The organism is Amycolatopsis sp. TNS106, from assembly GCF_019330265.1.
GTDB classification, from domain to species: Bacteria; Actinomycetota; Actinomycetes; order Mycobacteriales; family Pseudonocardiaceae; genus Amycolatopsis; species Amycolatopsis lurida.
In genome coordinates this window covers 33,890-49,024 of the sequence record NZ_CP024972.1, presented here as the reverse complement: position 1 = coordinate 49,024, position 15,135 = coordinate 33,890, and the positions used below count along the sequence as shown (strand labels likewise).

The 15,135-nt window shown below is 68.7% G+C and carries 13 protein-coding genes; 5 read left to right on the top strand and 8 right to left on the bottom strand.

The features are described 5' to 3' along the window. Positions 1-21 precede the first annotated feature (21 nt). Genes eccD through CVV72_RS00200 form a run of 6 tightly spaced genes read right to left on the bottom strand, consistent with a single transcriptional unit; the run spans position 22 to position 5,438 of the window. Positions 22-1,398: a type VII secretion integral membrane protein EccD gene (eccD, locus tag CVV72_RS00225; RefSeq protein WP_219150265.1), complete on the bottom strand. Its 1,377-nt coding sequence runs from the start codon at positions 1,396-1,398 to the stop codon at positions 22-24. Beyond that, positions 1,395-1,724, bottom strand: coding sequence for a YbaB/EbfC family nucleoid-associated protein (locus tag CVV72_RS00220; RefSeq protein ID WP_016336001.1), 330 nt, complete (start codon positions 1,722-1,724; stop codon positions 1,395-1,397). The genes eccD and CVV72_RS00220 overlap by 4 nt, the downstream gene beginning before the upstream one ends. Next, the gene (locus CVV72_RS00215) at positions 1,721-2,239 is read right to left on the bottom strand and encodes a hypothetical protein (RefSeq protein WP_219150264.1); all 519 of its coding nucleotides are present in this window, start codon (positions 2,237-2,239) and stop codon (positions 1,721-1,723) included. Before CVV72_RS00215 ends, CVV72_RS00220 begins: the two co-directional genes overlap by 4 nt. Positions 2,240-2,244: 5 nt before the next feature. Beyond that, entirely contained in the window at positions 2,245-3,594 is a 1,350-nt protein-coding gene (locus CVV72_RS00210; RefSeq protein ID WP_219150262.1) for a WXG100 family type VII secretion target, read from the bottom strand. Positions 3,595-3,611: 17 nt separating this feature from the next. Beyond that, positions 3,612-4,640, bottom strand: coding sequence for a hypothetical protein (locus tag CVV72_RS00205; RefSeq protein WP_219150260.1), 1,029 nt, complete (start codon positions 4,638-4,640; stop codon positions 3,612-3,614). A gap of 21 nt (positions 4,641-4,661) precedes the next feature. Next, the gene (locus CVV72_RS00200) at positions 4,662-5,438 is read right to left on the bottom strand and encodes a WXG100 family type VII secretion target (RefSeq protein ID WP_219150258.1); all 777 of its coding nucleotides are present in this window, start codon (positions 5,436-5,438) and stop codon (positions 4,662-4,664) included. 153 nt (positions 5,439-5,591) lie between these two features. On the opposite strand from CVV72_RS00200, the gene eccCa reads away from it, so the two are divergent. From eccCa to CVV72_RS00185, 3 genes are all read left to right on the top strand, one after another. Continuing rightward, positions 5,592-9,533: a type VII secretion protein EccCa gene (eccCa, locus tag CVV72_RS00195; protein ID WP_219150256.1), complete on the top strand. Its 3,942-nt coding sequence runs from the start codon at positions 5,592-5,594 to the stop codon at positions 9,531-9,533. Between the two features lie 9 nt (positions 9,534-9,542). Then, the gene (locus CVV72_RS00190) at positions 9,543-10,511 is read left to right on the top strand and encodes a serine hydrolase (protein ID WP_255632423.1); all 969 of its coding nucleotides are present in this window, start codon (positions 9,543-9,545) and stop codon (positions 10,509-10,511) included. Positions 10,512-10,843: 332 nt separating this feature from the next. Further along, complete coding sequence (locus CVV72_RS00185) at positions 10,844-11,881, top strand: DUF222 domain-containing protein (RefSeq protein WP_370641985.1); 1,038 nt, start codon at positions 10,844-10,846, stop codon at positions 11,879-11,881. 235 nt (positions 11,882-12,116) lie between these two features. Here CVV72_RS00185 and cpt read toward each other — a convergent pair whose 3' ends face one another. After that, a complete protein-coding gene (cpt, locus tag CVV72_RS00180) occupies positions 12,117-12,638 on the bottom strand; it encodes a chloramphenicol phosphotransferase CPT (RefSeq protein WP_255632422.1) in 522 nt (173 codons plus the stop codon). A gap of 211 nt (positions 12,639-12,849) precedes the next feature. Here cpt and CVV72_RS00175 point away from each other — a divergent pair, with 211 nt between their 5' ends. Then, positions 12,850-13,548 (top strand): trypsin-like serine protease, encoded by a 699-nt coding sequence (locus tag CVV72_RS00175; RefSeq protein WP_219153732.1) that lies wholly within the window; start codon positions 12,850-12,852, stop codon positions 13,546-13,548. 48 nt (positions 13,549-13,596) lie between these two features. Here CVV72_RS00175 and CVV72_RS00170 read toward each other — a convergent pair whose 3' ends face one another. Next, a complete protein-coding gene (locus CVV72_RS00170) occupies positions 13,597-14,550 on the bottom strand; it encodes a hypothetical protein (protein WP_219150254.1) in 954 nt (317 codons plus the stop codon). A gap of 266 nt (positions 14,551-14,816) precedes the next feature. On the opposite strand from CVV72_RS00170, the gene CVV72_RS00165 reads away from it, so the two are divergent. After that, complete coding sequence (locus CVV72_RS00165) at positions 14,817-15,122, top strand: WXG100 family type VII secretion target (protein WP_007029906.1); 306 nt, start codon at positions 14,817-14,819, stop codon at positions 15,120-15,122. Positions 15,123-15,135 lie beyond the last annotated feature (13 nt).

Genomic DNA, 15,135 nt, shown 5'->3' with positions numbered 1-15,135 from the left:
GAATCGCGGGGAAGGGAGCGATCAGCCCCGCACGGCCTCGTAGACGCCGGCGATCATTCCGACGAACGGGATCAGCGAGAGCAGCACCAGGAACTCGACGATATCGAGAGTCCTTGCCCAGTAAGGAGAACGACGTCCTTTCGCGACACGCGTCGCGTAGGTGAGACAGACGGCCGCCGCGACGACGACGGCACAGCCCGCGGCGAAGACGTACGATCGCGGACCGCTCGCGACGAGCCAGAATCCGGCCGCCGCCAGGGCCGCGGCACCGAAACCGATGAGCACGACCCGCTGCGAGCGGCCGGCGAAGGCGCGCGAGCGCAGCATCAGCGCCAGCCCCAGCAGCGCGCACAAGCCCGCTTCCCAAGCCCCACCGGACGAAGACAGGACCACCGACGCCGAAACCACGACGAGCCCGAGCGCGACGAGCAGCCCGGTCAGCAACGCCTGCGCGTAGGTCGTGCCGCCGACCATGTCCTCGCCGAGGGAGGGATTCTCGTCGGCACGGAACGCGTCCATGTCGTCGGGCACCCGGGGCAGCGGCAGCCTGCCGAGCCGCAGCGCCATCATCGGCGCGACCGCGGCCAGCGCCGTCGCCACGACGGCGACCACGGCGGCCGCCGAAACCGGGCGGACGTCGGCCAGCAGGACGATGGCGGTCGTGATCGCGCCGAGCCCGGCCGCCACCGTCACCGCGACGAACCAGGGCAGCCGGTCCGCCACCGAAACGGCCGCGATCACGCCGTAGACGGTCACGATCGCGAGTCCGGCGGCCAGCGGCCCGGCCGACAGGGAGAACAGCGGATGCGGCGGCAGGATCGACATCCCGGCCAGCAAGGCCGCGCCGACCCCCGCGAGCGCGCCGGCGGCACCGGCCTCGGCGTCGCCGTACGCGCGGCTCAGCGCGCCACCGCCCAGCACCAGGACGAGCGCGAGCAGCCCGGTGCCGATCGGCGCCAGCACACTGCCGGACGCCGCGGCCTGCACCAGCAGCCCTCCGGCGAGCAAGAGCACCACGGACGCGACGATGCCCGCCTTGCGCGCCACCGACGGCCCCCACCGCCCGGTGCCCGACTCGGCGACGCTGGCGATCGAGTCGACGACGTCGTCGAACAGCAGTGGACCCCGCGGGCGTTCCCGCGGGGTCAGATGGAGAACTTCACCGTCGCGCACCTGTGCCGCCGCGACCGTGAGCCCGAGCGCGAGCGGAGCACCGCCGAGCCGGGACAGCACCCAGCCGGGATGCTCGGCCGACGCCTGCCCCGAAGCACCCGCGAGCCGCACGAGCTGCGGGACGAGTTCGGCGAACGTGCTCTGCTGCGGCAGCGCCACGTCGACGCGCGCCCTCGGTGTCACCACCGTGACGCGCCGGGTGGAGCCGGCGATCGCGGCCGTCATGCTTCGATCGACTTGGCGGACTCGATGACCGGGGCGAACTTGGCGCTGCTGGCCTCGGCCAGTTTCTGCAGCCCGTTGTTGACCGCCTCCAGCACGATCTCCGAAAGGTTGCGCGCGTCGTACTGCCGCACCGCGCGCGGATCGATGTCGATCGAGGTGAACCGGCCGTCACCGCGCAGCACGACGGTGACCTCGTTCTGCCGCGAGTGCGCCTTGACCTCCATCGCCTCGACCGAACGCTGGATGCGCTGCACCTCTTCGGTCTGCTTGCGGACCTGGTCCAGCAACTCGTCCATGTCCGGCATGGCGTAGGGGTCGGTGGTCACGAGTCTTCTCCTTCATCTGCGGTGAAATCCCGCCGGACGTGGACACTGCCCACGAACCGCCGGAAGTCGTCGCCGAGGCCACGGGCCGCCTCGGGCGTTGCGGTACAGGCGATTTCGAGGATCAGCCGCTCGGCCGGGGTCGCCCCCGGCACGGTCAGCAACACCTGCGTCTGTACGAGATCCTGTCCTTCGCCGGTGCGGATGCGCAGCACCTGCGTCACCCCCGGCGCGATCCCGGTGCCGATCACCTTGCGCCGCACCACTTCGAGCGCGGCCGTGGACCGGCCGAGGCGTTCGACGGCCTCGTCGGCGATACCGGTGATCTCCGTCCGGTCGGGCCGTTGCCCGATGCTCAGGACGATGTTCGGGGTGAACTCCGCGTGAGTCCCGGAGCGCACCGCCACGAAGACCGCGCCTTCGGCACCGACGGACGCCGGCTCGACCGGCACCCAGCCCTCGGGGATGTCGAACCCCAGCGGGAGGGAGACCCGGTCCTGCGTCATCGCTTCGCTCATCCCCGTCACCACGTGCCCACATAGGTGATCGCGTCGTCCCACGCCTCGCCGACGGCGTCCGCCGCCTGGCCTGCCGCGCCGCTCACCGCGTCGACGGCCGCGCCGCCGTACTCGCCGACGGTGTCCGCGATCTTCGGCAGGTCGATGTCGATCTTCGCGCCGATCCCGGCACCGAGGCCGAGCGCGACGCCCGCCTTGAAGTTGACCTTGATATGTCCGGCGTCGTAGACGGCCTGGCCGTCGAGCTGCGCGCCGAGTCCATATTGGAGGGTCCCGCTCGCGCCGACACCCACCCCGGCCACGTCCGCCGCGACTTCGCCTTCGATCTTGCCGCCGACGAAGGCGTTGGCGTGCACACCGACCCCGTGCGCGCCCGCCTGCAGCGACCCGTTCACCTCACCGCCGACGAACGCGGTTCCCTTGGCGCTGCCCGAAGCGACGCCCCATTCGCCCTTGCGTTCGAGTTCTTCCTTGAAGGCGGCCAATTCCGCGTGCCCGGACGCCTTGACGTCCCAGCCCTGCGAGGAGATCTTGGCGTCCCAGCCCGGGGTGAAGCCGTCCTGCTCCTGCTTCCACTTGGCGTAGGTGATCTCGGTGTTGCCCCAGGCCTTTTCGCCCAGGCTCTCCGGCTTCGGCCTGCCGAACGGGGTGTCAGCCGCACGCGGGGCGCGCGTGCCTTCCAGACCGTCCCAGGTGAGCTTCTTCCAGCCGGAGTTGCCGAACCAGGAAGGATGCGAGCGCGGACGTTTGCGGCCGTCGAGGGTTTCACCGTTGAGCCAGTACAACGGGCCGCGGCCCCATTTGCCGAGTTCGTGCTCGATCCGGCCGGTGCCCTCCGGCGGGAACAGCCGCGCCAGTTCTTCACTCAGCTCGTCGGCGATCTCCTGTGCCGCCTGCGCGGCCCGCTCGCCGAGCTGGCGGGCGGCGGAGATGAAGGCGTTGACCGCGTTCGCGTTCGCCGTCCGCGCCTGGCTGACGAGCTGCGCGGCGTACTGGTCGAACTGGGCGAGGATCGAGTCCACACAGGACTTCGCGCCCTGCAGGGCCTGTGCGCCCGCCCGCAGCCGGTTCGACTGGTCGCTCAGTTTCGCGCCGAGCTCGCCGAGTTCCTGGCTCAGTTTCGCGGCGGAGATGGAGAACGCCGTGTAGGCGTCGCCCTCCCAAGACGCGTTGAGCGCCTTCGCCGCCTTGCCGATCTCGTCGGCCCGGCCCGAAACCGTCGACGCCCGATCGCCGCACCGCTGACCGGCCGCGGTCAGCGCCGAAGGATCACCGGTGACCCGCCGCTGGTACTCGACCACGAGCCGCCGGTAATTCGACAGGATCGAACTGACGACGCCCGACGCGTCGACCACACCGCTCCCCCACACGGCTACCTGCCCTTCGCCGGTGAGTCAGCACCCGCATCTATGTCGATGTGCTGCTCGAAGTGCTTCCCGCCGTAGTTCATGTCGATGTCGATATCGATGTCCTGGCCGCCCGGCGCCTGCACGGTGGACTTGCCGGTGCTCAGGTCGGTGGTGATGGTGACCGTGTTCCCGTTGCCCGGGTACGAGCCTCCGGAACCCGCGCCCCCGCCGGAGGGTCTGTCCACCGGGATCCAAGCGTCGGCGCCGCCGGGCCAGTTGCCCTGGGATCCGTTTCCGCCCAGCGCCGGCGGCCGGTACTGGGTGAACGGCGGCGTCTCGCCCGGCGTCGAACCACCGCCCGCTCCGCCACCGGAGCCGCCGATGGCCGCCTGTCCCGAACCGCTGGCGACCGAACCCGGCGCCTGCGGATTGGTGACCGGGGTACCGGAGACCGCCGAGTTGCCCGCCGCGCCGTTGTCCCCGGCGGCGTCGTGCCCGAACAGTTTCTGGACCTCGCCGATGATGGTGGCGATCTGGGTGATCTGGTTGGCGAGGTCGACCACGCCGAGCGCCTTCAGCAGCGCGCCGATCGCGGTGATGAACGCGCGCAGCGAAGCACTGGTGGCGGTGGAAAGCGCGACCGCGGCACCGTAGGTCCACGGATTCGACATCAGGCCCGCGACCGTCGGGTTCACCGCCGACACCACCGCCTTGTAGGCGGTCTGGGCGGTCTTGATCAGCGTCCCGGCGATGCCGAGCAGTTCGGCGCCCTTCTGCACCACCTGGATGATCTTGGTCAGCGAGTTCAGGGAGTCGGTGATCTTCTTCAGCGCGGAATCCGACGCGGCGCCGGACCAGATCTTGCCGAGCTGCTCGGCGGCCTTCGTCACCTCGTTGTACATGGTGAGGAACTCGTTGGCCTTCTTGAGCACTTCGAGGACGTGCTTCGCGATCTGCTCCGGCTGGCCGGTGAGGATCTGCGGCAGGATCGTGATCGGCCCGCCCGAGGACGCCGTGGCGTCCATCGCACTGGAATTGGGGTAAGTCAGCATGGTCGCTCCTCAGGCCGGAAGTCAGACGGAAGCCGGGCGGTAGACACTGACCTTCGCCAGGCCGTTGATGTCCGCGTCGACGATTCCGTGGTTGTAGAGCAGCCCGCCCTCTCCCGCGATGGCGATGATCGGCTTGCTGTCGGAGAACAGGAGCGGTTCGACCACGACGACGTCGCCGCTGTGCACTCCGCCCGGCACGTCGCCGAAGTTGCGCGCCGTACCGGCGTAGACCTCGATGACCCCGACCCGCGCCTGGTTGTCGGCGTCACCGGCCAGCCAGTCGTTGAAATCCGAGACGCCGTGGAACCGCGTGTCGGTGATCGGGTGGTCACCGAGCTGTCCCAGCCGCGCGTCCCCCAGGTAGCGCAGCACGTTGCCGACCGACGACGGCTCGCCCTGCCCGCCGGCGCTGTCGTTGATGGCCAGGGTCGCCAGTTCGGAGGCGTGCGAGTTGCCCCAGATCGACGACGTCGAACCCGCGCCGCCGCCGGGACGGCCGCCGTAGCCGCCCGCGACCGCCTCGTCGGCGGCCTGGTAGGCGTCGGCACTGCTCTTGATGAAGCCGTTGATCTGCTGCAGCAGCTGCAGGAGCGTCCGGACCGCGACCACCTGCTGGCTCTGCATGGCCGTGTTGGCCGCCGCCACCGCGCTGCCGAACGTGGCGAACGACATCGGCTGGAGAACGGTGCGTTCGAGGTCGGCGACGACGTTGATGCCCTGCATGATGATGCCGCCCAGATTCCCGACCGCCGAGCGCATGGCCTCGGGCTCCGCCCGGTACTCGCCCGTGCCGACCATGGCTCTCCTTACTCTCTTCCCCCACGTCTGCGTTGACCAGCAGCGTAAGTTCGCCACCAGACGTGAGCGGACGGCAAAAGTACCCACCGCAAGGGCGGCACGAGTGGCCAGAATGATCGGCAGGATTACCCACAAGCGGCCAGAAAGACCCTGATGAGCGCCACTCGCGACCGCCTGCCGGCCCTGGGCGAGCAGCCCGGTGAAATCGTCCTGCAGTCCCCGCCGATGCTGCCGAAGGGCTCCTCCGGCGGAGCCATGCAGCTGCTGATGTTCATGCCGATGATGCTGGGCATGGGCGCCATGTCGTTCGTCTACATCGGACGCGACGGCGGCGTGATGACGTACATCTTCGGCGCGTTGTTCCTCACCGCGATGGTGGGCATGGTCGTGATGTCGCTCGGCCGCGGCGGCGCGCAGAAGAAGGCGCAGATCAACGAGGAACGCCGGGACTACCAGCGGTACCTGACCGGGTTGCGCGGTCAGGTACGGGACATCGCGGACAACCAGCGCGCGGCGATGACGGCGCTGCAGCCCGACCCGGCGGATCTGTGGGCCTGCGTCGAGACGGGCAGGCTGTGGGATCGCCGCCGGTCCGACGCGCAGTTCGGGCAGGTGCGGATCGGCACCGGGCCGCAGCGGCTGGCGACCCCGTTGAAGGCGCCGCAGACCGTGCCGCTGGAAGACCTCGACCCGGTGTGCTCGACGAACCTCAAACACTTCATCCGCACCTATTCGACGGTCGACGGACTCCCCGTCGCGGTCTCGCTGCGGTCGTTCGCGCAGGTCGTCCTGTCCGGCCGCCGCCCGGACACGCTCGGGACCGCGCGGGCGCTGCTGACCCAGCTCGCGACCTTCCACTCGCCCGGTGACCTGCGGATCGCGTTGTGCGTCAAGGACGACCGGCTGCACGACTGGGAATGGGCGAAGTGGCTGCCGCACGTCGCCTCCACCGCCGCCGACGCCGCCGGTCCGCGGCGGCTCGTCGACGCCGGTGCCGGGAAGCTCGCCGAACTCCTCGGTCCCGACCTCGGCGACCGGCCCGCGTTCACCCGGCGGCCGGACGCTCGGCTGGACCTGCCCCAGATCGTCGTGATCGTGGACGGCGGGCACACCCACGGCGACACGCGGCTCGTCGCCGAGGAGGGCAGGCTCGGCGTCACCGTGATCGAGATCGGCGCGGAACAGCCGCGGACGGTCTCGTCGGAACGGCTGCTGAGCCTGCACATGAGCCCGGAGCAGCTCGGGATGGTCGTCGGCGACGGGACGGAGCAACGGCTCGGATTCCTCGGCAAGCCGGACACCTTGGACCGCGGGGCCGCCGAAGCGCTGTCCCGGATGCTGACGCCGCTGTTCCAGGGCGCGGCGGTGGTCAGCGAGGCGCCGATGTCGGCGACGTTCGGGCTGGCCGGGCTGCTCGGCATCGGCGATCCGCGCGACACCGACACCGAGGTCACCTGGGCGCCGCGGTCCGCGCGGGACCGGCTGCGGATCCCGCTGGGCGTCAACCCCGAGGGCAGGCCGGTCGAACTCGACCTGAAGGAATCGGCCGAAGGCGGGATGGGGCCGCACGGGCTGGTCATCGGCGCGACCGGGTCCGGCAAGAGCGAGTTGCTGCGGACACTGGTCACCGCGCTCGCCGTCACGCATTCTTCGGAGAAGCTGAACCTCGCGCTGATCGACTTCAAGGGCGGTGCGACGTTCGCCGGGATGACCGGGCTGCCGCACACCTGCGCCGTCATCACCAACCTTTCCGACGATCTCGCGCTGGTCGACCGCATGGCGGACGCGCTGAACGGCGAACTGCTGCGCCGTCAGGAACTCCTGCACGCGGCCGGCAACTACGCGTCCGTGCGGGACTACGAAAAGGCCAGGGAATCGGGCGCCAACCTGCGGCCGTTGCCGTCGCTGCTGGTGATCATCGACGAATTCAGCGAGTTGCTGTCCTCCCGGCCGGAGTTCATCGACCTGTTCGTCGCGATCGGGCGGCTGGGCCGGAGCCTCGGAATCCACCTGCTGCTGGCGTCGCAGCGGCTGGAGGAAGGACGGCTGCGCGGACTGGATTCGCACCTGTCCTACCGGATCGGCCTTCGGACGTTCTCCGCGTCGGAGAGCCGCGCGGTGCTCGGTGTCGCCGACGCCTACCAGCTGCCGCCCGTACCGGGCTCGGCGTATCTCAAATCCGACAACGACACCCTCATCCGGCTCAAGGCCGCGTACGTCTCGGGGGAACTGCCGCCACGCAGCAAGATCGTGCGCAAGGACGGCCAGAGTCTCGGGCTGATGCCGTTCACGCTGGCGCCGGTGGAGATCCCGGTGACCGTCGAGGCCGAGGCTCCGGTCGAAAAGGGCACCGGCGAGACCATCATCGGCGCGATGATCTCGCGGATCGAAGGCAAAGGTCCGGAGGCGCACCAGATCTGGCTTCCGCCGCTGGCCGAACCGCCGACGCTGGACCAGCTACTGCCTCCGCTCGGCGAAGACGCCTCTCGCGGACTGTGCCCGCTGGGCTGGGGCGGGAACGGCAAGCTGATGATCCCGGTCGCCCTGGTGGACAAGCCGTTCGAACAGCGGCGCGACATGCTGTGGGCCGACTTCTCCGGTGCCGCCGGGCACGCGCTGATCGTCGGGGCGCCGCAGAGCGGCAAGAGCACGCTGATGCGGGACATCGCCGCGATGCTCGCGCTCACCCACACGCCGGAAGAGGTCCAGCTGTTCGTGCTGGACATGGGCGGTGGCGCGCTGGCGCCGATCGCCGGGCTGCCCCACGTATCCGGCTACGCGACCCGGCGCGACGCCCAGCGCTGCCGCCGGGTGGTGGCCGAACTGACGACGCTGCTCGAACAGCGCGAGGAGTTCTTCTCCGCCAACGGGATCGAATCGATCACGACGTTCCGCCAGCGGCGTTCGGAGTTCCGGGAGAGCACGGAAGGCCGCGAGTTCGGCGACGTCTTCCTGTTCGTGGACAACTGGACCACGATCCGCCAGGAATACGAGCAGCTGGAGGAACAGATCACCAGCCTGGCCTCGCGCGGGCTCGGTTTCGGCATCCACGTCGTCGTCTCGATCAACCAGTGGATGGGCATGCGGGCGCCGCTGCGCGACGCCATCGGGACCAAATTCGAGCTGCGGCTCGGTGAACCGGCGGACTCGCTGATCGACCGCAAGATCGCGCAGAACGTCCCGGCGGACCGGCCGGGCCGGGGGCTGACCGCGGACAAACTGCATTTCCTCGCGGCCCTCCCGCGGATCGACTCGGATCAGCGCCCGGACACCGTCGGCGCCGGTGGCCTGGACCTGAACCGCCGGATTTCCGCCGCCTGGAAGGGTGCGGCGGCGCCGCAGGTCCGGCTGCTGCCTCCCGAGGTCCCGCTGGACTCGCTGGAAGCCGGGCCGCGCAAGCAGATCACGCTCGGCATCGCGGAATCGAACCTGCGGCCGGTGTATCTCGACTTCGCCACCGAGCCGCATTTCCTGGCCTTCGGTGACGTGGAGTCGGGCAAGAGCTCGCTCCTGCGCGCCATCGCGCAAGGCATCGTGTCGAAGTACTCGGCGGAAGAGGCCGCGATCGTCGTCGCCGATTACCGGCGAGGGATGCTGGGGGCGGTGCCGGATTCGCATCTACTCGGCTACGCGGGTTCCGAAACCGTGCTGACCGGGCTGATCGACCAATGCCAGCAGGCCATGCGGAACCGGCTCCCCGGCGCGGACGTCACGCCGGACCAGCTGCGGAACCGGTCGTGGTGGCGGGGGCCGGAGCTGTTCGTCCTCGTCGACGACTACGAAATGGTCGCGACCGTCGGCCGGAACCCGTTGCAGCCGCTGCTGGAATTCCTGCCGCAGGCTCGGGACATCGGGCTCCACCTCGTCATCGCGCGCGGGAGCGGCGGTGCCGGGCGATCCCTGTTCGAACCTGTGCTGCAACGGATCCGCGAGCTGGGTTCCCCCGGTCTCGTGATGTCCGGGTCGCGGGACGAAGGGGCGCTGCTCGGGGAAGTGAAGCCGGGGCCCCAGCCCGCCGGGCGCGGTGTGCTGGTGTCGCGGCGGCATGGAACGGGACTGGTGCAGGTGGCCTGGACGAAGCCCGTCGAGGACTAGTCTCGGTGCATGGCACTGGATCTGTGCGCTGTCCACGCCGCCGCGGCGGCACAGGCCCGGCGAGTCACGCCGGGCATCGGTGACATGAGCGCGTATCTGGCCAGTCAGGTGAAGGAACGTTCGCACCGTGAGGTGCTGGGGCCGCTGCGGCCGGCGTCCGGAACCAGCGGGGTGATCCTTCACCGCGGCGAGCGCATCGCCCCATGGGGTGACCCTGATACGCCGGAAATGGCCTTCAGCGTCACGAAAAGCGTCGTCTCGATCGTCGCCGGGATCGCCTTCGACAGCGGACTGATCCCCGATCCGCGCCGGCCTGTGGCGGACACCCTCGACCTACCGGAGCTGGCCGGGACCTCGATCAGCTGGCATCACCTGCTGCAACAGACCAGCGAATGGGATGGAGAACTTTGGGGCAAACCGTCCTGGCTGGACGGCCCTCGCCGCGACGGCACTCCGGGCTCGGCCTGGGAGTACAACGACGTTCGCGTCAACCTCCTTTGCCTTGCCCTCACTCATCTTTTCGGCCGAGCGTTGCCTTCGGTGCTGGACGAACACGTCCTCGGCCCGCTCGGCGCTTCCGATACGTGGTCCTGGCACGGCTACCGGAACTCGCTGACCATCATCGACGGCGAGACCGTCCCGGTGGTCAGCGGCGGCGCCCACTGGGGAGGCGGGCTCTGGATCTCCGCCGCCGACCTCTCCCTGCTCGGTCTGCTCTTTCTCCGCAACGGATTGCTCAGCGAAAGCTGGATCGAGCGTAGTTGGACGCCCTGTCCGCTGAAGCCGGACTACGGCTATCTCTGGTGGCTCAGCGGGTTTCCGTCCGCGCCGCCGACCGGTCGGTTCGCGCGGGGCAACGCGGATCAGCACTTGCTGTGGATCGACCCTGATCGTGATCTCGTCATCGTTTCCCGGTGGGGGCGGGGCGTCGAGGAACTCGTGCGGGTTGTTTCGGAGGCTGTTCCTGTGGTGGGGTGAGTTCTGCTTCTGTTGCGGTTAAGGAAACGCAGGCAGCAACCAGAATTAGAGCTGGTCCCCCTTTGGGCAGGCAAGAAGGCGCCGCCACCCTCGACCGCAATCACCTTTCCCCAAAAGAAACTCGTACACTTGGCCCGAACACATCGATCCGCTGGCGATCGAACTGGCGTTCGAGTATGATCTTGGTCATGACCACTTCTTTTGCATTTAATCCGAAAGCTGCTCATCTTCTTGATGCCGCGTTTGACGAGGAGGTTGTGCTTCGTCGTGCGCAGGGGCGGCAGGTGCGTTCGATAGCGGGTTTCGCCGGGGTGGGTGGCTCGCGAAGATCGGTGACCGAGGAGGTCGCGCTGGTCTTCTCGGTCTCCCGTAATCAGGCGTTCCTGTTGGTCGAAACCTCGTGCGCGCTGGTGTCCCGGTTGCCGAACACGTTGGCGGCGCTGGAAAACGGCGACATCGATCTGTTCAAGGCGTCGAAGGTGTCCCAGCTGACCCGGGAGGTGTCGGATGAGGTCGCCGCCCAGGTGGACGCGTGGATGGCGACGCGGCTGGCCGGGCGTGCCCCGACCGCGATCCGGAGATCGGTGGATCACGCGGTGCAGAAGTTCGACCCGGACGGCTACCGGGACCGCGCCGAGAGCAAACGCGCGCTGCGGCATGTGGCGCTGGAGCACGAGGACGAGACCATGTCCAAGCTGTCGGGCTGGCTCCCGGCCGAGGTCGCCAGTTCGATCTACGCGTCACTGAGCCACGCGGCGAAGAAACGCCGCCGGACCGACCAATCCCGCACCCTCGATCAGCACCGGTCGGATATTTTCGCCGAACGGTTACTGGCTGAGGACGGCCATGGGACGCCGCGGGCGCATGTCCATGTCTATGTCGACTTGCTGACCCTGACCGGCGCCCGGGAGGACCCCGCCGACTTGGCCGGCTACGGACCCATCCCCGGGTGGCTCGTGCGCGAGATCGCCGCCGACCCCGGCTCGACCTGGTCCCGGCTGATCACCGACCCCGCCACCGGGCAACTGCTGGAAGCCAGCCCCGGCACCTACCGATCCCCGGCCTCACTCGCCCGCCTGATCAAAGCCCGCGACCGCGAATGCACCCACCCCGGCTGCCACCGCCCCGCGGAGTTCTCCGACATCGACCACATCACCACCTGGGCCCGCCACGGCACCACCGACCACCACAACTGCCACGCCGCCTGCACCATCCACAACCTCCTCAAAGAAGAACCCGGCTGGACCGCCACCCCCACCAGCAACGGCGGCATGACCATCACCACCCCCACCGGCCACACCTACACCGCCACCCCCGAACCACTCCACGACCCACGAACCCAACCCGACGACGACACCCCACCCTTCTAAAGCGGGTCGGCAGCTTCGACGAAGGCTCCCAGGAGGCGTCTTCGTGGCTCGGCCATGCCCTGATGGGTCTGTCCACTTTGGATCTTGCCCAAGGACGCCGAACAAGGCCGGCCACCAAGTTGCGATCGCACCCTCCCCTGCCGTCGGTTGACCCAAGCTGCCGTAATGCTCACGTCAGGTCGGACATACCGACGACAGAGTCGCTGGCGAGGTCCAGATCACCGCCCCACCGAAATCACCCGACCCGAGCCGCGATCTCCCGCGCGCAAGCCAAGGCTTCATTCACCCCGGTGTCCACCTCAAGGTCGTAAACCACGCCTCGATGCACGACTTCGGCCTGCGCCTCCGCCATCCCCGTGACCCGGTCCCCCCGCGCCATCTCCCGCCCGGCGGCCACGGCGCCGTCGCACCGCACACCGACCCACAGCACCTCGAGTCCGGCCAACGCGTCACTCCACCGCTGCTGCGACGCGGCCCCACCGAGGAACGCGTCGTCGATGATGACCCGGGCCCCGGCACGCACCATCGCCGCGACACCGGCCATCCACGCGTTCTCGAGCCGCCGGAAACCGGATCCGACACTCACTCCGCCGTCCGCCGCGAAGTCGATCCCATCGTCCACAGTGGACGGCAAGGCGTCGATCAAGGTGTCCACGCCGAGAGTGAGCCAGGGGTCCGGCAACACCGCTTGCAGGCACCTGGCGATGCCCGACTTACCCGAACTGGAGCCGCCGTTCAGCACGATCACTGTCGTCACGCGAACACCCTAGACGTCGGCAGGCGAACCCACGGCCCGGGGAATCCGGATACAACGGACGTCCACGGCAAATAGGCGACATTCACCTGATTCCGGAATTCACACAGGACGGACAACCGACTTCGGTAGGTTACAAAAACCCTTACCGCCGCCTAGTTTGGTGAAACCGAAACGGAATCCCCGACGCAGGCTGAAGGGCGTATTCATGCGTATGTCCAAGATAGTCGCAACGGTGGCCGGTGCCGCCGCGGCGCTGACCCTTGCCGCCACCCCCGCCGCGACCGCGAGCCAGGACATCATCGGCGGCGGCACCGTGAGTTCCGCGCCATGGGGCGCCCAGATCTACTGGGACGACGCCACCGCGTTCGGCGGCTTCAACTGCTCCGGCACCATCATCGCGCCGCAATGGGTCCTCACCGCGAAACACTGCCTCAACAAGCCCGGCATGCACGTCAAGGTCGGCAACGTGAACCTGAACCAGGGCACCGAGGCCGACGTCGACCAGCAGAAGGCCGCCCCGAGCGGCGACATCGCCCTCCTGCACCTCACGACCGCGGTCAGCACCACGTACATGAAGCTCGGCACCGCGAACCCGGCCAACGGCACCACCAACCAGATCTACGGCTGGGGCCGCACGCAGGGCAGCAACCCGCCGTCGAGTGTCCTGAAGACGGCCGACGTCCGCATCACCGGAACCAGCAGTGACGCCTACGGCGGCCAGGCCATCGCCAGCGTCGGCATCAACGGCTCGGCCTGGCATGGCGACTCGGGCGGCCCGCAGCTCGCGAACGGCGTCCAGGTCGGTGTCTGCTCGACCGGCAGCAACTCCGGCACGAACCCGCAGGGCACCCAGAACTACGCCAGCGTCGCGGCGAGCCGCGACTGGATCCGCACCACCGCCGGAGTCTGACCCGGAAAGGGGACCGTTCACCCCGAACGGTCCCCTTTCCGGCGAATATCACGTCAAGTGATTCATCGGCCGCGTAGTCCGAAGCGAAAGAGCCGAACCGGCGGCCACGGCGGCGATGATTCCCGCACCCGCGACCAGCGTCCAGAAATCCGGGTGCACGATGGACTGTCCTCGCTGAGCCTGCCAGGTGAGCAGCACGAGCATCCCCGCGAAACCCACCGAAGCGGTCCGCACCAGATTCCGCCGCACGAACTCCGATTCGAGCACCGGATACCGCCGGGCGAGCTTGAGCAGCCCGAAGGCGACCAGCGGCAGCACCTGGATCGCGTGGATCCCGAAGAAGTGCGGGATCCGCATGTCCCCGCCCACGGTGCTCCATCCCAGCACCGGCAGCCCCGGGCCACCGTCGGGTACACCGACCGCGTGGGCGCCGAGGACCGACGGCCGTTCGCCGGCGCGGAACTGCGCCCTTTGCTGTTCGTTCGGCCCGAACATCAGCAGCGCGACCCCGATGCCGGCGACCGACAGCGCGGCACCCGCGCGTAACGCGGAGTTCATCGCCCGGTCGGGAAGACGTTGGAACAGCAGGAGAAGCGCGATGGCCGCCGTCGCTCCCCAGCCGGTGAAGGCACCGTTCGCGACCATGTTGTTGATCCACTGGTCGGCAGGCGTCTCCCGGTTGAAATGAAGCGTCCGCCCGCGGATGGCGATCTGCCAGAACAGCAGCGCCATGTCCAGGCCGAGCCCGGCGGCGAACACCGTCCCGAGCCACCAGCCGAGCCGCTTGCCCCGGGTCAGCTGCCCGATCAGCCAGGCCAGCGTCACCGCGTAGAGCCCCACGGAAATCGTGAACTTGAGCGGTTTGAGCCAGATGGGCGCGTTGACGAGGCTGCGATCGTCGAAGACGAGACCCCCGAGCGCCACGGCCCCGAGCACCGCCATCGCCGCCGCCAAGATCATCAACGGTCGATGCGAGACGCCCCTGGATCCCTTGTCCACCATGGGATCGAGCGTGCCGGGAAGCCCCGATCCGGACACTGGAGCGCTCCCCCTGATCGAGGGTGGGGAAAGCCCTACCAGCGACCTGTGGGTAATAGTGCCGTCAGCGCGACCGGCAGTTGTGCCGTTTGACCGCACTCACCTCTTTTCTAGCGTGTCCTTCACAAGAGCAGACAGGGCGTCCCCTGGTGCTCACCGGGATTTCCAGCGAGATGAGAGGAGGTGGCCCATCAATGACCGGTACGGGATATCAGGCAGACGCAGCTGCGATGGCGCGCGCCGTCCAGGGGTTCGAGGAGACCGCGTCGAACGCCAAGACCACGATGGCCAGCTTGGAGAGCGAGCTGACCCAGACCCTGCACAACTACAAGGGTGACCAGGCGGTCGCGTTCTGGGATCTGCAGCGCCGTCTGCAGGAGAAGATGACCATCGCCGTGAACGAGCTCAACACGATGTCGCGCCTCGTGCACGAGAGCAACCGGAACTACAACTCGGGTGACGAGCAGGTCCGGGAAAGCCTCACCGGGGTCAGCGGAGTCGTCGACCAGACCGTGATCCACCGGCTGAACCCCTGATCCGCGAGAGGAC